We start from the raw sequence: 17692 nt of genomic DNA, 5'->3' as shown, positions 1-17692 counted from the left end.
GCGCGCGCACTCTTCGAGCACGGCCTGTGCGGTTTCGAGGCCGGCATCCTCGAAGCCGGGCAGCTTCGCGATCTCGCCGATGTTGGCCAGGTGTTCGATGTCGAACAGCATGTCCTTGATGGGGGCGGTGTAGCTCATGTCATGTCTCCAGATACAGCGGATACGAAAAGGGCATCGCGAACGATGCCCTCTGGCTCAGTGCAGCGATGCGATCAGAGCGCTTTCACCAGTTCCGGCACGGCCGTGAACAGGTCGGCCACGAGGCCGTAGTCGGCCACCGAGAAGATCGGGGCTTCTTCGTCCTTGTTGATCGCCACGATCACCTTGGAGTCCTTCATGCCGGCCAGATGCTGGATAGCGCCCGAGATGCCCGCTGCGATGTACAGCTGGGGCGCGACGATCTTGCCCGTCTGGCCCACCTGCCAGTCGTTGGGGGCGTAGCCCGCGTCGACGGCTGCACGGCTGGCGCCGAGGCCTGCGTTGAGCTTGTCGGCCAGGGGTGCCATCACTTCGGTGAACTTCTCGGCGCTGCCCAGGGCACGGCCGCCCGAGACGATGATCTTGGCGGCGGTCAGCTCAGGACGCTCGCTCTTGGTGACTTCACGGCCCACGAAGCTGCTCTTGCCGCTGTCTGCCACGCCTGCAGCCGATTCGACGGCTGCGCTGCCACCCGTGGCGGCTGCGGCATCGAAACCAGTCGTACGAACGGTGATCACCTTGGTGGCATCGCTGCTCTGCACGGTGGCGATGGCGTTACCGGCATAGATCGGACGCTCGAAGGTGTCGGCGCTCACCACGGCCGTGATGTCGCTGATCTGCGCCACGTCCAGCTTGGCGGCCACGCGCGGAGCGACGTTCTTGCCGTTGGCGGTCGAGGGGAACAGGATGTGGCTGTAGCTGCCGGCAATGGCCAGCACCTGGGCTGCGACGTTCTCGGCGAGGTTCTCGGCCAGGCTCGGGCTGTCGGCTGCGATGACCTTCGAGACACCAGCGATCTGGGCAGCCGCCTTGGCTGCTTCGGCGGCATTGGCGCCGGCCACCAGCACGTGGACGTCGCCGCCGCAGGCCAGGGCTGCGGTCACGGTGTTGAGGGTGGCCGGCTTGATGCTGGCGTGGTCGTGTTCGGCAATAACAAGTGCGGTCATGTTCAGATCACCTTCGCTTCGTTCTTCAGTTTGTCCACCAGCGTTGCAACATCCGGCACCTTGATGCCGGCACCACGCTTGGGCGGCTCAGCGACCTTCAGGGTCTTCAGGCGAGGCTTCACGTCCACGCCCAGGTCCTCGGGCTTGACCGTGTCCAGCTGCTTCTTCTTGGCCTTCATGATGTTGGGCAGCGTCACATAACGCGGCTCGTTCAGGCGCAGGTCGGTGGTGATGACTGCGGGCAGCGTGAGCGCGACAGTTTCCAAACCGCCGTCGACTTCACGGGTCACCGTGGCCTTGTCGCCGGCGACTTCGACCTTGGAGGCGAAGGTGGCTTGAGGCAGGTCGGCCAGCGCAGCCAGCATCTGGCCAGTCTGGTTGGCGTCGTCGTCGATGGCCTGCTTGCCCAGGATGATGAGCTGGGGCTGTTCCTTGTCGACCAGGGCCTTCAGCAGCTTGGCCACGGCCAGGGGCTGCAGTTCTTCAGCGGTTTCCACCAGGATGCCGCGGTCGGCGCCGATGGCCATGGCGGTGCGCAGGGTTTCCTGGCTCTTGGCGTCGCCGCAGGAGACGGCGATCACTTCGGTGACCACGCCCTTTTCCTTCAGCCGGACCGCTTCTTCAACGGCGATCTCGTCGAAGGGGTTCATGCTCATCTTGACGTTGGCAATGTCCACTCCGGTGCCGTCGCTCTTCACGCGCACCTTCACGTTGTAATCGACGACCCGTTTGACAGGCACAAGAACCTTCATTGACTTGACTCCATTGGATTGCAAAAAGGGGGCTTCGAGGGCAAACCGGTCATTCTAGGGCGCGACCTTTGCCGCCTCTCCATTCTTCCCGCTGGCGCTGGCGCCATAAAAAAGAACGATCGTGCTTTTTCGTGATTATAAGGCAGCGTCGAAGCACTGAGCCTTTCGGCCGACAAAGATATTGTGAGGCCGCCAGCGCGGAGCATCCGCGCCATCGTGCTGTGCGGCTTGCACGCAAATCGAGAACCGCGCCCGCTCTCGGTGCACGCGCAACTCCGCCAAGGCGCCATCTGCCCCGATTTCCGGGTTTTCGCCGATGTCTGGGCTGGCACGCAACCTGCAAGATGAATACTGTCGACAGCTGACAGTCGATCTTCGGAGATTCAATGGAAACAGCAGAACGAAGCATCCCGGACGTACGCGGCAGCGCCCGCCCGCCCATGACGGCCGCGGAGCGCCAGCTCCGGCAGGACCTGGCAGCCGCCTACCGACTCGTCGCCCTCTACGGGATGGACGACAGCATCTACACCCACATCTCCGCGCGCGTGCCCGGCACCACGGACCAGTTCCTGATCAACCCCTTCGGCATGCTGTTTCGCGACATCACGGCGTCCTCGCTCGTGAAGATCGACCTGGACGGCAACATCGTCGAGCCCTCCGAATACGACGTGAATCCGGCCGGCTTCACGATCCACAGCGCGGTGCATGCCGCGCGCCATGACGCGGTCTGCGTGCTGCACACCCACACCGTCGCCGGTGTCGCGGTGTCCTCGCTGGCCGGCGGGCTGCAGCCGTGCAACCAGTGGGCGCTGCAGTTCCACAACCGCGTGACGTACCACGAGTTCGAGGGGATCGCGCTCAACCACGAGGAGCGCGAGCGCCTGGTCGCCGACCTGGGCCCGACTTCCCGCGCACTGATCCTGCGCAACCACGGCCTGATCACGCTGGGCCGCAGCGTGGCCGAGGCCTTCATCCTGATGCACAACCTGGAGCGCGCCTGCCGCGTGCAGGTCGCCATCCAGGGCACCGGCCAGGCCGTGCACCCGGTGCCCGAGGAGGTCTGCGAGCTGACCGCGCGCCAGTACGAAAGCGGCGACACCAACCGCCTCGCCTCCGCACCGCACGACCCCTACGCCCGCGAATGGCGCGCGCTCCTGCAGCGCCTGGCCCCGGCCAGCCCGGCCTCCTTCCGCGACTGAGATTCACCCGTTCTTCACTGCCCTACCCACTTCGAAAGGTCCGCTCCGATGAAACGCCGCAACCTGATCCAAGCCGGCTCCGCCGCCCTAGGCCTGTCCATCGCCGGGGTGCCCCTGCACAGCCTGGCGCAGGCCAGGAAGGGTGTCGTCAACGTGCTGGTGCAGCCCGAGCCGCCCGGCCTGATGATGGGCATCGTGCAGAACGGCCCCACGCAGCTGATCGCCGGCAACATCTACGAAGGCCTGCTGCGCTACAACGAGAAGCTCGAGCCCCAGCCGCAGCTCGCCACTTCGTGGACCGTGAGCGCGGACAGCAAGACCTACGTCTTCAAGCTCAAGCCCAACGTCAAGTGGCACGACGGCAAGCCCTTCACCGCCGACGACGTGGTGTTCTCGTGCGACGTGTTCCTGCGCAAGACGCACGCGCGCTTCCGCGCCAGCCTGGCGCAGGTGGAATCGATCAAGGCGCTCGACCCGCTCACCGTGGAGTTCAAGCTCAAGCAGCCCTTCGGCCCCTTCATGGGCATCTTCGAGAACGGCACCATGCCGATGGTGCCCAAGCACATCTACGAAGGCACCGACTTCGCGACCAACCCCGCCAACGCCACCCCTATCGGTACGGGCCCGCTCAAGTTCAAGGAATGGGTCAAGGGGTCCTACATCAATCTCGTGGCCAACGAGAACTACCACCAGCCCGGCGTCGTGAGCGTGGAGAGCGTGTATTTCCACGTCATCCCCGACGCGGCCGCGCGCGCCGCGGCTTTCGAGTCGGGCAAGGTCGACATCGCCCCGGGCGGCACGGTGGAGTACTTCGACGTGGGCCGCCTGGCCAAGCTGCCGGGCGCGGCCGTGACCACCAAGGGCTGGGAGTTCTTCGCGCCGCACAGCTGGCTGTGGATGAACAACCGCACGGCGCCCATGAACAACGTGAAGTTCCGCCAGGCCGTGTGGACCGCCATCGACCGCGAGGCCATGGCCAAGGTCGCCTGGTACGGCTACGCCAAGCCGGCCACCGGCCCGTTCAACAGCCACATCGCCTACGCCAGCGACGAGGTGACCAAGTACCCGCGCGACCTCGCCAAGGCCAAGAAGCTGCTGTCCGAATCGGGCTACAAGGGCGAGACGCTGCGCCTGCTGCCGCTGCCCTACGGCGAATCGTGGCAGCGCCAGGCCGAGATCGTGCGCCAGAACCTCACGCAGGCCGGCATCAAGATCGAGATGGTCGCCACCGACGTGGCCGGCTGGAACCAGCGCAACAGCGAGTGGGACTTCGACCTGGCCTTCACCTACGTCTACCAGTACGGCGACCCGGCGCTCGGCGTGGCACGCAACTACACCAGCGACAACATCGCCAAGGGCTCGCCCTTCAACAACGTGGCCGGCTACTCCAACCCCAAGGTCGACGAGCTGTTCGCCGCCGGTGCGCGCGAGAGCGACCCGGCCAAGCGCCGCGCGATCTACCTGGAAGTGCAGAAGCTGCTGGTCGACGAGGTGCCCGTGGCCTGGCTGCACGAGATCAACTTCCCGACGCTGTACCGCACCAAGATCCAGAACGTGGTGTCCTCCGGCATCGGCCTGAACGACAGCCTGGGCCGCGTCAAGCTGGCCTGACCTCCCTCCCCCGCGTGCGGCGCCGGGCCATGCCGACCTGATGGGCCGGGCCACCGCATGCCCGAATCGAGCTTGCCATGAAACGACTGCAGTTCATGTCCGTGCGGCTGCTGCAGGGCCTGATGGCCCTGCTGGTGATCGCCACCGTCAACTTCCTGCTGGTTCGCGCGGCGCCGGGCGATCCGGTGTCCGTCATGGCCGGCGAGGCCGGCGCGTCCGACGCGCAGTTCGTGGCCCAGCTGCGCCAGCAGTTCGGCCTCGACCAGCCGCTGCCCGTGCAGCTCGGCAACTACCTGGGCCACGTGCTCAAGCTCGACCTGGGCTTCTCCTACCGCCAGCAGCAGCCCGTGGTCGACCTGATCCTGCAGCGCCTGCCCGCCACGCTGCTGCTGACGGGCACGGCCTTCGGGCTCTCGCTGCTGTTCGGCATCGTGCTGGGCGCGCTGGCGAGCCGCAACGCGGGCAAGTGGCAGGACAGCCTCATCACCGTGGTCGCGCTGGTGTTCTACGCAACGCCTCTCTACTGGCTGGCGATGATGGCGGTGCTGCTCTTCACGGTGCAGCTCGACCTGCTGCCCGCCTTCGGCTTCTTCACCGTGGGCGCGGACCTCACGGGCATCGACAAGGCGCTGGACATCGCCAAGCACCTGATCCTGCCTTCGCTCACGCTGGCGCTGTTCTACATGGCGGTCTATGCGCGCATGACGCGCGCCTCCATGCTGGAAGTCGCGCAGATGGACTTCGTGAAGACCGCGCGCGCCAAGGGCGTGGCGCCCGGACGCATCCAGCGCAAGCACATCCTGCGCAACGCGCTGCTGCCGGTGGTCACGCTCGCCGGTATCCAGGCCGGCGGAATGATCGGCGGCGCCGTGCTCACCGAGACGGTGTTCGCCTGGCCCGGCATCGGCCGGCTCATGTTCGACGCGCTGCTGCAGCGCGACTACAACCTGCTGCTCGGCTGCTTCCTGTTCACCGCGGCCATGGCCGTGCTGTTCAACCTGATCACCGACTTCGTCTACACGCTCGTCGATCCCCGCATCGAGCTGAGCTGAGCCAAGGAGCCCTTCATGAAAAGCAAATTCTGGCGGCGCTTCAGCCGCAACAAGGGCGCGGTCTTCGGCCTGATCGTGCTGATGCTGGTGGCGCTGGTCACGGCCCTCGGGCCCTTCGTCGCACAGAACAACCCCTGGGACATGGTCGGCACGCCCTTCGCGGCGCCCATGGCGGAACAGGGCCTGCTCCTGGGCACCGACACCATGGGCCGCGACATCCTGTCGGGCATCGTCACCGGCGCGCGCGTCTCGCTGCTGATCGGCGTGGTGTCCACGGTGGTCTCGCTGCTGATCGGCGTGAGCATCGGCGCCGTCTCGGGCTACTTCGGCGGCTGGATCGACGCCACGCTGATGCGCTTCACCGAGCTGTTCCAGGCCATCCCGAGCTTCGCGCTGGCCATCGTGCTGGTGGCCATCTTCCAGCCCTCGGTGCAGTCGATCGTCACGGCCATCGCGATCGTGTCGTGGCCGCCGGTGGCGCGGCTGGTGCGCAGCGAGTTCCTGACGCTGCGCCAGCGCGACTTCGTGGCAGCGGCCCAGCTGGCGGGCCAGTCGACGCCGCGCATCATCCTCACGCAGATCCTGCCCAACGCCGCCTCGCCCATCGTGGTGATGGCCTCGCTGATGGTGGCCACGGCCATCCTGCTCGAATCCAGCCTGAGCTTCCTGGGCCTGGGCGACCCCAACCAGATGAGCTGGGGCTACATGGTCGGCTCGGCGCGCACGGTGCTGCGTCAGGCCTGGTGGATGGCGGTGTTCCCGGGCGTGGCCATCCTGCTCACGGTGCTCGCGCTGAACCTGGTCGGCGAAGGCCTGAACGACGGCCTCAACGCGCGCGCCGACGGGAGGGGCAAATGAAAATGGAAAAGCTCGTACTTCCCGTGCTCGACGTCCAGGGCCTGGACATCCGCCTGCCCCAGGGGGCCGACCGCGAACTGGCGGTGCGCGGCGCTTCGCTGCAGCTGCTGCCGGGCCAGACGCTGTGCGTGGTCGGCGAATCGGGCTCCGGCAAGTCGATGATCGCCAACGCCATCATGGGCCTGCTGCCGCGGCCGCACGTGGAGCCCGTGGCCGGCCGCATCCTTTTCGACGGCCAGGACCTGCTGCAGCTCGACGAGGCACAGCTTCGCACGCTGCGCGGCCGGCGCATCGGCATGGTGTTCCAGGAGCCGATGACGGCGCTGAACCCTGTGATGCGCATCGGCGAGCAGATCGCCGAGGTGTTCGACGCCCATGTGAAGCTCTCGGCCGCGCAGAAGCGCCAGCGCATCCTCGCGGCGCTGGCCGACGTCGGCCTGCCCGAGCCCGAGGTGCTGATCGACAGCTATCCGTTCCGCCTGTCCGGCGGGCAGCGCCAGCGCGTGATGATCGCCTGTGCGCTGGTGCTGGAGCCGGCGCTGCTGATCTGCGACGAGCCCACCACCGCACTCGACGTGACCACGCAGGCGCAGATCCTGAAGCTCATCCGCGAGCTGCAGCAGCGCAAGGGCACGGCGGTGCTGTTCATCACGCACGACTTCGGCGTGGTCTCCGAGATCGCCGACGAGGTGGTCGTGATGCAGACGGGTGAGGTGGTCGAGGCCGGACCGGCCTCTGCCGTGCTGGCACGGCCGCAGCACGCCTACACGCGCAAGCTCATCGCGGCCATTCCGAACGGCCAGGTGCGCGCGCCGGCCGAACAGCGCCCCGTCGAGCATGTGCTGCAGGTGCAGGAGCTGCGCAAGACCTACGTGACCGGCGGCGGCCTGTTCAGCAAGGGCCGCCGGGTGGAGGCGGCCAAGGGCCTGTCGTTCGAGCTGCGCCGCGGCGAGACGCTGGGGCTGGTCGGCGAGTCCGGCTCGGGCAAGTCGACCGTGGGCCGCTGCATCGTGGGCCTCGCGCCCTTCGACAGCGGCCGCGTGCTGTTCAAGGGTCGCACGCTGCAATCGGGCGCGCAGTTCCGGGCGCAGTCGCAAGGAAAGATCCAGATGGTGTTCCAGGACCCGTATGCCTCGCTGAATCCGCGCCACCGCATCGGCCCGGCCATTGCGGCCGGCCCCATCGCCCAGGGCGTGCCCAAGGCCCAGGCCATGGCCCGCGCAATGGAGCTGCTGGAGCTGGTGGGCCTCAAGCCCGACGCGGCGGAGCGCTTTCCGCACGAGTTCTCCGGCGGCCAGCGCCAGCGCATCGGCATCGCGCGCGCCCTGGCCATGGAGCCGCAGCTGCTGGTGGCGGACGAGCCTGTCTCCGCGCTCGACGTATCGGTGCAGGCCCAGGTGCTGAAGCTCTTCGCCGAGGTGCGCGAGCGCTTCCAGCTGGCCATGGTGTTCATCACGCACGACCTGCGGGTGGCCGGCGAGATGTGCGACCACATCGCCGTGATGCAGCGCGGCGAGATCGTCGAGTACGGCCAGACCGCCAGGGTGCTGGCGAACCCGCAGCATGCGTACACGCGCACGCTGATCGAGGCGCAGCCGAGGCTCTCGGCGGCGGCAGCGGAACAGGCGGTGGCCGCATGACGCTCGACATCGCACTGGTTTCCGACCAGATCGCCATGGGCTACCTGCAGCCCGCCTTCCGCGAACGCTTTCCGCAGGCGCGGCTGCACCGCATCGACACCGAGGTGCAGGAGCTGGACGCGCTCGGCGAGATCGAAGCCGTTGTCTGCTGGTCGCCGCCGCCGGGGCTGCTCGCGCGCATGCCCCGCCTGCGGCTGGTGCAGTCGGTGGGAGCGGGTACCGACCACATCACGCGCGACCCGGCGCTTCCCGACGTGCCGGTGCGCCGCATCGTCGACCCCGACATGGCCGACGGCATGAACGCCTACGTGGCGTGGGCCGTGGTACACGGCCAGCGACACATGGGCTCCTATCTCGAGAGCCAGCGCCGCGCGGCCTGGGAAGAAGCGCCCATCGAGCCGCCCCGGCTCCACCGCGTGGGCATTGCCGGCCTGGGCGTGCTGGGCCAGTCGGTCGCGCGGGCGCTGCTCGCCATCGGCTACCGCGTGCGCGGCTGGAGCCGCAGCCCCAAGAGCGATCTGCCCGAGGGCATCGAGGCCTTCCACGGCGATGCGGCGCGCGCCGAATTCCTGGCCGGCTGCGACACCCTGGTCTGCCTGCTGCCGCTGACCGACGACACGCGCGGCATCCTCGATGCGTCGCTGTTCGCTCAACTGCCGCGCGGCGCGCGCCTGGTCAACGCCGGGCGCGGCGCCCACCTCGTGCAGGAAGACCTGCTCGCGGCGCTGGAGAGCGGCCAGATCGCATCCGCCGTGCTGGACGCCTTCGTGGAGGAGCCGCTGCCGGCGGCCCACCCCTTCTGGAGCCATCCGCGCATCATCGTCACACCCCACATCGCGACCCGCACCCGGCCCGAGGCCATCGCGCGTCAGACCCACGACAACCTGGCGAGCCTGTAGCCGCCTTCTTTCAGCGCCCGACATTCAAAGAGGAACCCCATGGCAGAACCCCTCGGCACCGGCGACAAGGACGTCGCCACCCACCTGCATTCGTACACCAACCTGGCCGCGCTGCCGCAGACGCCGCCGCTGGTCATCGTCGAGGGCGACGGCATCCACGTCGTCGACGAACAGGGCAAGCCCTACCTGGAGGCCATGTCGGGCCTGTGGTGCGCCTCGCTGGGCTTCTCCAACAAGCGCCTGGCCGCGGCCGGCGCAAAGGCACTGGACACCCTGCCCTACTACCACACCTTCAACCAGCGCACGAACGTGGCGGTGGCCGACCTGGCCGAGCGGCTGCTGGCCCTGGCGCCATCACCCATGGCGCGCGTGTTCTTCGCCAACTCGGGCTCCGAGGCCAACGACAGCGCGGTGAAGATGGTCTGGTACTACCACAACGCCATCGGCCAGCCGCAGCGCAAGAAGATCATCGCGCGGCGCAACGCCTACCATGGCGTGACCGTGGCCGCCGCCAGCATGGGCGGGCTCGACGGCAACCACCGCGACTTCGACCTGCCCATCGCCACCGCGCCCGCGCGCTTCCTGCACGTGGACTGCCCGCATCACTACCGCTATGCCGAACCCGGCGAGACGGAGCAGGACTTCTCCAGCCGCCTCGCGCAGCAGCTGGAGCAGACCATCCTGGCCGAAGGGCCCGAGACCGTGGCCGCCTTCATCGCCGAGCCGGTGATGGGCGCGGGCGGTGTGCTGGTGCCGCCAGCCGGCTACTTCGAGAAGGTGCAGGCCGTGCTGCGCAAGTACGGCGTGCTCATGATCGCCGACGAGGTGATCTGCGGCTTCGGCCGCACGGGCAACATGTTCGGCTCCACGACCTTCGGCATCCAGCCCGACATCCTGAGCTGCGCCAAGGCGCTGTCCTCGGGCTACGTGCCGATCTCGGCGGTCATGGTCAACGAGAAGGTGCACAGCGCCATCGCCGCCAACAGCGGCAAGCTCGGCAGCTTCGGCCACGGCTACACCTATTCGGGCCACCCGGTCGCCTGCGCCGTGGCGCTGGAGACGCTGAAGGTCTACGAGGACGAGCGCATCCTCGACCACGTGCGCGAACTCGCCCCCGTCTTCCAGGCCGGGCTGCGCGCCTTCGCCGAACGGCCCTGGGTGGGCAACGTGCGCGGCGTGGGCCTGATCGGCGCCATCGAGCTCATGGCCGACAAGGCCGCGCGCACGCCCTTCGCCGCCGACCGCAAGGCCGGCTACCGCTTCGCCGCGCTGGCGCTGGAAGAAGGCCTGATCGTGCGCGCCATGGGCGACAGCATCGGCCTGTGCCCGCCGCTGATCATCACGCGGGCCGAGCTGGACGACCTGTTCGCGCGCCTGACGCGCGCGATGGACCGCTTCGAGAAGGAGCACTGACATGCAGGCCTTCTTCTCCGACGACCAGCTGCTGCACGATCCGCAGCAGTACATGCGCGTGGGCCGCATCTGCAAGCCCGCTGACCTGCCCACGCGCGCCGAAGCCTTGATGGGAACGCTGGCCGCACGCGGCATCGCGGTCGGTGCGCCACCGGACGCCGGCCGCGCCGCGCTGGAGCAGGTGCACAGCACGGACTATCTCGACTACCTGGAAACCGCGTTCGAGCGCTGGCGCAAGGTCGAAAGCTTCGGGCTGGAGCCGGGCGTCGAGGTGCTGCCCAACATGTCGCCGCACGGACCGCGCGTGGGCCCCTGTCCTTCGCCCTCGGTCCTGGCGCAGACGGGCTGGTACGTCGGCGACCTGTCATGCCCCATCGGCCCGAACACCTGGCGCTCCGTCCTGCGCTCGGCCCACGCCGCTCTGGCGGCGGCCGAGGCGGTGCTCGAAGGCGGAAGCATCGCCTATGCCCTGTGCCGCCCTTCGGGCCACCATGCGCAGCGTGCGCGCGCGGCAGGCTTCTGCTACGTGAACAACAGCGCCATCGCGGCCGCCACGCTGCGACGGCGCCATGCGCGCGTGGCCGTGCTCGACATCGACGCCCACCACGGCGACGGCACGCAGCAGATCTTCTACGAGCGAGGCGACGTGCTGACCGTCTCCACGCATGCCGACCCGTCCGGCTATTACCCCTGGTACACGGGCTACGCGCACGAGCGCGGCACCGGCGAGGGTGAAGGCTGCAACCTGAACCTGCCGCTGGCGCACGGCAGCGGCAACGCCGAATTCGCGCAGGCGCTGGACCAGGCCACCGCCGCCATCGAGCGCTTCCAGCCGCAGGCGCTGGTGCTGCCGCTGGGCTTCGACACCTACAAGGACGATCCGATCAGCGTGCTCAAGTTCGACATGGAGGCCTTCCGCCTCGCCGGCGAGCGCGTGCGCGCGCTGGGCCTGCCCACGGTGGTGGTGCAGGAAGGCGGCTACATGGTCGAGGCCATCGGTGCCGCGCTCGACGCCTTCCTGGAAGGTCTTCGCGCATGACCGTCTGCACGACGGCCTGCCGCGGTGCCGATACCGGTGCGAGCTCCGGTGCAGTGACGGAAGCGACGCAGTCGCAGCCGGCATGAGTGCCGCACGCGCCGCCGTCTCCCTTGCACGCGACGACCGTGGCGAGAACAGCGCGGGCGCGGGCATCGCGCTCTTCCTCTGCGCGCTGGTGCTGTTCGCGGCGTACGACGCCTTCGCCAAGCAGATGGTCGCCACGCATGCGCCGGCGGTCGTCAACCTGGGCCGCTACAGCGCGATCGGCGTCATCGCGCTGGTGCTGCTGCTGCGCCACGGCGACCTGCGCCTGTGGCGCCAGCCGCACCAGAAGCTGCTGGCCGCGCGCAGCGTGGCGCTGGCCATCGTGGCCACCTGCTTCATGACCGCGCTCGTCACCATGCCGCTGGCGGAGGCCACCGCGATCTACTTCACCGCTCCGCTGATCATGGTCGCGCTGTCGCCCTGGCTGCTCGGGGAGCGCGTGGGCCGCGCGCAGTGGACGGCAGTGCTGCTGGGCTTCGCGGGCATGCTGTGCATCGTGCGCCCGGGCGGCAGCCTGCCGCTGGCGGGCACGCTGCTGATGGCGGTGTCCGCCGTCTGCTATGCGCTCTTCCAAGTGCTCACGCGGCGGCTCTCGGGGCTGGTGCCGGCACCCGTGCAGTTCGCGCACATGGCGCTGGCCTGCCTGATCATCACGAACCTGCCCGTGCTGTTCATGCCGCACGTGACGCTGCCGCCCTGGCCCGAGATGGCGCTGCTGGTCGCCGGCGGCGCCGTCAGCGGCAGCGCCCAGCTGTTGCTGCTGGCCGCGTTCCGCCGCGTCGGCGCGGCCACACTGGCGCCCCTGAACTATGTGCAGTTGCTGCTGGCAGTGCTGATCAGCACGCTGTGGTTCCAGCGGCCGCCCGATGCGCCGGCTCTGGCCGGCATGGCGCTGATCGCCGTGGCTGGCGTCTACCTGGCCCGCTCGGGCAGCGGCCGGCGCGAGGCGAGCGGCATGAAGGGGCCGGCATGATACGTACAAGAGACCGAGACAAGGAATTCCGATGACCACCAGCCGGCCCGAAGCCGCCACCCCTCCCGCCTTCTCGTCGATCCAGGTGCCCGACCTGGTCGGCGTGGTGGAGGCGCAATTGCAGCAAGCCATCCTGTCGGGCCGCATCGCGCCCGGCGAACGCATCGTCGAGGCCGAGCTGGCCCGGCAGATGGGCGTGAGCCGCGCGCCCGTGCGCGAGGCCGCGCGCCGCCTCGAGAGCCTGGGGCTGCTGATCTCGCGCCCGCGGCACGGCTTCGCGGTGCGCACGGTTTCGCCCAAGCAGGTCAACGACCTGTACGAAGTGCGCATCCAGCTCGAGTTGCTGGGCGCATCGCTGGCCTGCACGCACGCCACCGACGCAGAGCTGGCGCAGCTCGACGCGCGCGTGGACGACATGGTGGAGCGCGCCGAGATCCTGTCGTCGCCCGAGCGGGTGGCGCTCGACCTGGACTTCCACTTCGCCATCAGTGCGCTGTCGGGCAACCACTACCTGCACCGGCTGTTCGACAACATGCAGACCGAGGTGCGCATGTTCCTCGCGCTCAGCGAGGACAGCTACGGCGACCTGAAGGCGCTGGCCGAGACGCACAGGCCCATCGCCAAGGCCATGGCGGCGCGCGACGTCGACGCCGCACAGCACGCGCTGCGCTACCACCTCGAAACCGCCAAGGCCCACGTGCGCGGCCTCTTCACCAAGCCCTGAGATGAAACCACCCCGCTTGAACTTCCTCACTGCGTGTGGAAGTTCCATCCCCCTCAAGGGGCGCACCCGGCTGCCGGGCAAAGCCCGTTGCGGGGGTGCACTGACGTGGCCTGCTCAGCGGCCCTTCGATCAGCAGGATGGCGCCGGTTTCATGCCCTGCGGGTGGCGCGTCGGCGCCATGGACAACTGAGATGAATACGCTGCCGCGCGTCGCCATGGTCAGCGGAGGCAACCGCGGCATCGGCCTTGCCATCGTGCGCGAACTGCTCGCGCACGGCTGGCGCGTGAGCGTGGGCACGCGCAGCGCCACCGATGCCTTCGACGGCCACGACCCGGCGCAAGTGCGCACCTATCGCTTCGACGCCGAGGACGCGCGCAGCGAGACCGACTGGGTGGCCGCGACCGTGCGCGACTTCGGCGGCATCGACGCGCTGGTGCACAACGCCGGCATCCTCAGCACGCGCTCGGTGGTCGATGCGGACGACGCGGAAGTCGACCGGCTCCTGGAAGTCAACGTCAAGTCGCCGCTGCGGCTCACGCGCAAGGCCTGGGCGCACCTGCTCGCCGCGGACGAGGGCAAGGTGCTGGTGATGGCCTCGCTCGCAGCCAAGCGCGTGCGCACGGCCGATGCCTCGCTCTACGCGCTGAGCAAGGCGGCGGTGCTTTCGCTCGCACACGGCATCCGGCACTGCGGCGCCGAGTCGCGCGTGCGCTGCACCGCCCTGTGCCCCGGCTTCGTCGCCACCGACATGGCGGCCGCCCTGCCGCCCGAGCAGCAGCGGCAGGCCACGCGCCCCGAGGACGTGGCCCGCATCGCTCGGACGGTGCTCGAGCTGCCGGCCTCGGCCAGCGTCGCCGAGATTCCCATCAGCTGGACCGTCGAACCCCAATATTGAAAGCCCGACATGAAAGTCATCTACAGCGACCAGCACACCGGCCACGATCCGCAGCAGTTCATCGTGCGCGGGCGCATGAAGCGCAGCAACGAGCAGCCCGAGCGGGGCACGCTGCTGCTGAACGCCGCGCGTGCGCAGGGCCACGACATCGTCGCGCCCGAGGACCACGGCCCGGGCCCGCGCGCCGCCATCCACACGCCGCAGTACCTGCGCTTCCTGGAAACCGCCTGGGAGCGCTGGCAACAGCTCGAAGGCGCCTCGGAGGAAGTCATTCCCAACGTGCACCCGTTCCCGGGCCAGCCCTTCACCTACCCCGACAGCCTGGTCGGCCAGGCCGGCTACCACATGGGCGACATGGCCTGCTCCATCGGCCGCCACACCTGGCATGCCGCGACGTGGTCGGCCCACGTGGCCACGCATGCCGCGCAGCTCGTGCTGGACGGCGAACGTGCGGCCTACGCGCTGTGCCGTCCGCCCGGCCACCATGCCTACGCCGACCGCGCCAACGGCTTCACCTACCTCAACAACGCGGCCATCGCAGCCCAGCACCTGCGCCAGAAGCACGACCGCGTGGCCATCCTCGACATCGACGTGCACCACGGCAACGGCACGCAGGGCATCTTCTGGCGCCGCAAGGACGTGCTGACGATCTCGCTGCACGGCGACCCGCACTTCTGCACGCCCTTCTTCACGGGCCATGCGCACGAGACCGGCGAAGGCGAAGGCCTGGGCTACAACCTCAACCTGCCGCTGGCGCGCGGCACGCAGGATGACGGCTTCCTCGCGGCGCTGGCGACCGCCCACGCGACCATCCGCGCCTTCACGCCCGGCGCGCTGGTCGTGGCCCTGGGCCTGGACGCGCACGAGAACGACCCCTACCAGGCACTGGCCGTGAGCACTGCGGGCTTCGGCCGCATCCTCGGCGAGATCGCGCGCCTGGGGCTGCCCACGGTGCTGGTGCAGGAAGGCGGCTACCTGTCGGAGGACCTGGGCCGCAACCTGGCCAGCGCGCTAGGCGGTTTCGAGAAGGCGGCGTGATGACGCAGGAGCTCGACGACGCCATCAAGGCGGCCCTGCCCGAGGCGGCGGTACTGACCTCGCCGCCCGCCCCCGTCGCGACGGACTGGGCGGGCGAGCTGCTGCAGCGCCTGTACGGCAAGCGAGGCCGGCTCAAGCCGCTCACCGGCGAGCGCGATGCCAACTTCCTGCTGGAGCCGGAAGACGGCGGCGCACGCTGCATGCTCAAGCTCTCGCATCCCGACGAAGACCCGCTGGTAGCCGACTTCCAGACGCAGGCCCTGCTGCATCTGGCGCGCACGGACCCCGGCCTGCCGGTGCAGCGCCTGCTGCCGGACCGCCACGGCGCGGCCTCGGTGCAGATCGAGGACGCGGAAGGCCGCACGCGCGTGGCGCGCCTCTTCAGCTACCTCGAGGGCATGCCCATGCCGCAGGCGCCGCGCTCGGCGGCGCAGCGCACCTGTGTCGCGCGCATGCTCGCCCGGCTGGACCTCGCACTCGCCGGCTTCGAGCATCCCGCCGGCGCCCGCGAACTGCCCTGGGACATCCAGCGCGCCGACCGCGTGCGGGCGCTGCTGGTGCACGTGACCGGCCCCGCCCGCCGCGCGCTGGCGGAGGCCGCGCTCGACGGCTTCGTGCAACGCACCAAACCAAGGCTGGCCGGGCAGCGCCGCCAGGCCATCCACAACGACTTCAACCTCTACAACCTGCTGGTCGATACGGACGAGCCGGCGCGCGTGGCGGGCATCCTCGACTTCGGCGACATGGTGCATGCGCCGCTCGTGGACGACCTGGCCGTCGCGGCCTCGTACCACATCGACGAACAGGGCGACGCGCTCGCGACGATCGCGCGCTTCGCGGCCGACTACCACGCCGTCTCGCCGCTGACCGATGGCGAGACCCACGCGCTGCTCGACCTCGTGCGTGCACGGCTGGCGATGGTGGTCGCCATCAGCGGCTGGCGCGCGGCGCGTCAGCCCGACAACGCCCCTTACCTCATGCGCAACAACGCCGTCTCCTGGGCACGGCTGCAGGCCTGCGCCACGTTGACGCCCGAACAGGTGCAGGACGCCATCCGCGCCGCCTGCCGCGCCGCCCAATCCACGGAACCGATCCATGACTGAGAAACCCACCGCCGAACTGCTCGAACGCCGCGCCCGCCTGCTCGGGCCGGCCTACCGGCTTTTCTACGACGAGCCCTTCCACCCCGTGCGCGGCGAAGGCGTGTGGCTCTACGACGCCGCGGGCACGCCCTGGCTGGACGCCTACAACAACGTGGTGCCGCTGGGCCACGCACGGCCCGAAGTGGTCGAGGCCATCACACGCCAGGCATCGGTACTCAACACGCACACGCGCTACCTGCACGAGGGCATCCTCGACTACGCCGAGCGGCTGCTGGCCACCATGCCGCCCGAGCTCGGCCACGCCACCTTCACCTGCACAGGCAGCGAGGCCAACGACCTCGCCATGCGCATCGCGACGGCGCACACGGGCGGCACCGGCCTCATCGTCACCCGCTTCGCCTACCACGGCGTGACCTCGGCCCTCGCCTGCGCCTCGCCCTCGCTGGGGCAGTACGTGCGCATTGGCCAGCATGTGCGGCTGGTGGATGCGCCCGAGGGAGGCGATGCCGAGACGGGCAGGCGCTTCGCCGACGGCGTGCGCGCGGCCATCGCCGACCTGAAGGCGCACGGCATCGCGCCCGCGGCGCTGCTCGTGGACACGGTGTTCTCCAGCGACGGCGTGTTCACCGCGCCGGCCGGGTTCCTGCGCGAGGCGGTGGAGGCGATCCATGCGGCGGGCGGCGTGTTCATCGCCGATGAGGTGCAGCCCGGCTTCGGCCGCACCGGCGAGGCCTTCTGGGGCTTCCTGCGCCACGGCGTGGTGCCCGACATGGTGACCATGGGCAAGCCCATGGGCAACGGCCACCCGGTCGCGGGCCTGGCCGTGCGGCCCGAAGTCATGAAGGCCTTCGGGCAGGCCAGCCGCTACTTCAACACCTTCGGCGGCAACCCGGTCTCCATGGCAGCAGCCTCGGCGGTTCTCGACGTGATCCAGAAGAACGGCCTGCAGGACAACGCCCTGCAGGTCGGCACCTACCTGCGCGAGCGCCTGGCCGCGCTCGGCCAGCGCCATGCACTGGTCGGCGAGGCGCGCGGCGCCGGGCTCTTCATAGGCCTTGAACTCGTGGCCGACCGCGCCACGCGCGCGCCGGCCACCGCGCAGGCGGCCAAGGTGGTCAACGGCCTGCGGCAGCGGCAGGTGCTGCTGAGCGCGACCGGGCCGCAGGGCAATGTGCTCAAGATCAGGCCGCCGCTGGTGTTCGAACGCAAGCATGCCGACCTGCTGGTCGAGCGGCTGGACGAGGTGCTGGGCACTCTTCAATAGCTGCGATGCCGTTGATCGCGCGTCGGCGCGCGCCGGTCGGA

Annotated in this window: 17 protein-coding genes; 14 read left to right on the top strand and 3 right to left on the bottom strand. The window is 69.2% G+C overall.

Annotated features, from left to right (window positions below; all coding sequences use genetic code 11):
• The 3 genes from G369_RS37710 to G369_RS0121380 form a co-directional block, all read right to left on the bottom strand.
• On the bottom strand, positions 1 to 138 hold a 138-nt coding region (locus G369_RS37710), incomplete at its 3' end, for an acyl-CoA dehydrogenase N-terminal domain-containing protein (protein ID WP_157773749.1).
• A gap of 74 nt (positions 139 to 212) precedes the next feature.
• Positions 213 to 1145 (bottom strand): electron transfer flavoprotein subunit alpha/FixB family protein, encoded by a 933-nt coding sequence (locus G369_RS0121385; RefSeq protein WP_019656081.1) that lies wholly within the window; start codon positions 1143 to 1145, stop codon positions 213 to 215.
• Positions 1146 to 1147: 2 nt separating this feature from the next.
• Positions 1148 to 1897, bottom strand: coding sequence for an electron transfer flavoprotein subunit beta/FixA family protein (locus G369_RS0121380; RefSeq protein WP_019656080.1), 750 nt, complete (start codon positions 1895 to 1897; stop codon positions 1148 to 1150).
• Between the two features lie 386 nt (positions 1898 to 2283).
• Here G369_RS0121380 and G369_RS0121375 point away from each other — a divergent pair, with 386 nt between their 5' ends.
• The 14 genes from G369_RS0121375 to G369_RS0121310 all read left to right on the top strand — a co-directional run bounded on the left by G369_RS0121375 (position 2284) and on the right by G369_RS0121310 (position 17651).
• On the top strand, positions 2284 to 3096 hold the full coding sequence (locus tag G369_RS0121375) for a class II aldolase/adducin family protein (protein WP_051127615.1): 813 nt from the start codon (positions 2284 to 2286) through the stop codon (positions 3094 to 3096).
• A gap of 48 nt (positions 3097 to 3144) precedes the next feature.
• The gene (locus tag G369_RS0121370; protein ID WP_019656078.1) at positions 3145 to 4707 is read left to right on the top strand and encodes an ABC transporter substrate-binding protein; all 1563 of its coding nucleotides are present in this window, start codon (positions 3145 to 3147) and stop codon (positions 4705 to 4707) included.
• A gap of 77 nt (positions 4708 to 4784) precedes the next feature.
• On the top strand, positions 4785 to 5759 hold the full coding sequence (locus G369_RS0121365) for an ABC transporter permease (protein ID WP_019656077.1): 975 nt from the start codon (positions 4785 to 4787) through the stop codon (positions 5757 to 5759).
• Between the two features lie 15 nt (positions 5760 to 5774).
• Complete coding sequence (locus G369_RS0121360) at positions 5775 to 6617, top strand: ABC transporter permease (protein WP_019656076.1); 843 nt, start codon at positions 5775 to 5777, stop codon at positions 6615 to 6617.
• 2 nt (positions 6618 to 6619) lie between these two features.
• On the top strand, positions 6620 to 8257 hold the full coding sequence (locus G369_RS0121355; RefSeq protein ID WP_019656075.1) for an ABC transporter ATP-binding protein: 1638 nt from the start codon (positions 6620 to 6622) through the stop codon (positions 8255 to 8257).
• Positions 8254 to 9156 (top strand): 2-hydroxyacid dehydrogenase, encoded by a 903-nt coding sequence (locus G369_RS0121350; RefSeq protein WP_019656074.1) that lies wholly within the window; start codon positions 8254 to 8256, stop codon positions 9154 to 9156. Before G369_RS0121355 ends, G369_RS0121350 begins: the two co-directional genes overlap by 4 nt.
• A 39-nt stretch (positions 9157 to 9195) precedes the next feature.
• Positions 9196 to 10569, top strand: a complete 1374-nt coding sequence (locus tag G369_RS0121345; RefSeq protein WP_019656073.1) for an aminotransferase — start codon at positions 9196 to 9198, stop codon at positions 10567 to 10569.
• 1 nt (position 10570) lies between these two features.
• A complete protein-coding gene (locus G369_RS0121340; protein ID WP_019656072.1) occupies positions 10571 to 11608 on the top strand; it encodes a histone deacetylase family protein in 1038 nt (345 codons plus the stop codon).
• 82 nt (positions 11609 to 11690) lie between these two features.
• Positions 11691 to 12626 carry a DMT family transporter gene (locus tag G369_RS0121335; RefSeq protein ID WP_019656071.1) on the top strand — a complete coding sequence of 312 codons (936 nt, stop codon included), beginning with the start codon at positions 11691 to 11693 and terminating at the stop codon, positions 12624 to 12626.
• Positions 12627 to 12657: 31 nt separating this feature from the next.
• On the top strand, positions 12658 to 13350 hold the full coding sequence (locus G369_RS0121330) for a GntR family transcriptional regulator (protein ID WP_019656070.1): 693 nt from the start codon (positions 12658 to 12660) through the stop codon (positions 13348 to 13350).
• A 191-nt stretch (positions 13351 to 13541) separates the two neighbouring features.
• Positions 13542 to 14246, top strand: coding sequence for an SDR family NAD(P)-dependent oxidoreductase (locus G369_RS0121325; RefSeq protein ID WP_019656069.1), 705 nt, complete (start codon positions 13542 to 13544; stop codon positions 14244 to 14246).
• A gap of 9 nt (positions 14247 to 14255) precedes the next feature.
• Complete coding sequence (locus tag G369_RS0121320) at positions 14256 to 15284, top strand: histone deacetylase family protein (RefSeq protein WP_019656068.1); 1029 nt, start codon at positions 14256 to 14258, stop codon at positions 15282 to 15284.
• Positions 15284 to 16387, top strand: coding sequence for a phosphotransferase (locus G369_RS0121315; protein ID WP_019656067.1), 1104 nt, complete (start codon positions 15284 to 15286; stop codon positions 16385 to 16387). Before G369_RS0121320 ends, G369_RS0121315 begins: the two co-directional genes overlap by 1 nt.
• The gene (locus tag G369_RS0121310) at positions 16380 to 17651 is read left to right on the top strand and encodes an aspartate aminotransferase family protein (RefSeq protein ID WP_019656066.1); all 1272 of its coding nucleotides are present in this window, start codon (positions 16380 to 16382) and stop codon (positions 17649 to 17651) included. The genes G369_RS0121315 and G369_RS0121310 overlap by 8 nt, the downstream gene beginning before the upstream one ends.
• Positions 17652 to 17692: the final 41 nt, after the last annotated feature.

The organism is Variovorax atrisoli 110B, assembly GCF_000382045.1.
GTDB classification, from domain to species: Bacteria; Pseudomonadota; Gammaproteobacteria; order Burkholderiales; family Burkholderiaceae_C; genus Variovorax; species Variovorax atrisoli.
Note: the sequence above shows the minus strand (reverse complement) of the source record. Positions and strands in the feature narration are given on the sequence as shown.

What these genes read in the sequence shown, in the direction of transcription:
- G369_RS0121310 (WP_019656066.1), top strand. Translation starts at nt 16,380, where the DNA reads ATGACTGAGAAACCCACCGCCGAACTGCTCGAACGCCGCGCCCGCCTG.
- G369_RS0121340 (WP_019656072.1), top strand. Translation starts at nt 10,571, where the DNA reads ATGCAGGCCTTCTTCTCCGACGACCAGCTGCTGCACGATCCGCAGCAG.
- G369_RS0121375 (WP_051127615.1), top strand. Translation starts at nt 2,284, where the DNA reads ATGGAAACAGCAGAACGAAGCATCCCGGACGTACGCGGCAGCGCCCGC.
- G369_RS0121350 (WP_019656074.1), top strand. Translation starts at nt 8,254, where the DNA reads ATGACGCTCGACATCGCACTGGTTTCCGACCAGATCGCCATGGGCTAC.
- G369_RS0121380 (WP_019656080.1), bottom strand. Translation starts at nt 1,897, where the DNA reads ATGAAGGTTCTTGTGCCTGTCAAACGGGTCGTCGATTACAACGTGAAG.
- G369_RS0121320 (WP_019656068.1), top strand. Translation starts at nt 14,256, where the DNA reads ATGAAAGTCATCTACAGCGACCAGCACACCGGCCACGATCCGCAGCAG.
- G369_RS0121360 (WP_019656076.1), top strand. Translation starts at nt 5,775, where the DNA reads ATGAAAAGCAAATTCTGGCGGCGCTTCAGCCGCAACAAGGGCGCGGTC.
- G369_RS0121365 (WP_019656077.1), top strand. Translation starts at nt 4,785, where the DNA reads ATGAAACGACTGCAGTTCATGTCCGTGCGGCTGCTGCAGGGCCTGATG.
- G369_RS0121370 (WP_019656078.1), top strand. Translation starts at nt 3,145, where the DNA reads ATGAAACGCCGCAACCTGATCCAAGCCGGCTCCGCCGCCCTAGGCCTG.
- G369_RS0121330 (WP_019656070.1), top strand. Translation starts at nt 12,658, where the DNA reads ATGACCACCAGCCGGCCCGAAGCCGCCACCCCTCCCGCCTTCTCGTCG.
- G369_RS0121315 (WP_019656067.1), top strand. Translation starts at nt 15,284, where the DNA reads ATGACGCAGGAGCTCGACGACGCCATCAAGGCGGCCCTGCCCGAGGCG.
- G369_RS0121335 (WP_019656071.1), top strand. Translation starts at nt 11,691, where the DNA reads ATGAGTGCCGCACGCGCCGCCGTCTCCCTTGCACGCGACGACCGTGGC.
- G369_RS0121325 (WP_019656069.1), top strand. Translation starts at nt 13,542, where the DNA reads ATGAATACGCTGCCGCGCGTCGCCATGGTCAGCGGAGGCAACCGCGGC.
- G369_RS0121385 (WP_019656081.1), bottom strand. Translation starts at nt 1,145, where the DNA reads ATGACCGCACTTGTTATTGCCGAACACGACCACGCCAGCATCAAGCCG.
- G369_RS0121345 (WP_019656073.1), top strand. Translation starts at nt 9,196, where the DNA reads ATGGCAGAACCCCTCGGCACCGGCGACAAGGACGTCGCCACCCACCTG.
- G369_RS0121355 (WP_019656075.1), top strand. Translation starts at nt 6,620, where the DNA reads ATGGAAAAGCTCGTACTTCCCGTGCTCGACGTCCAGGGCCTGGACATC.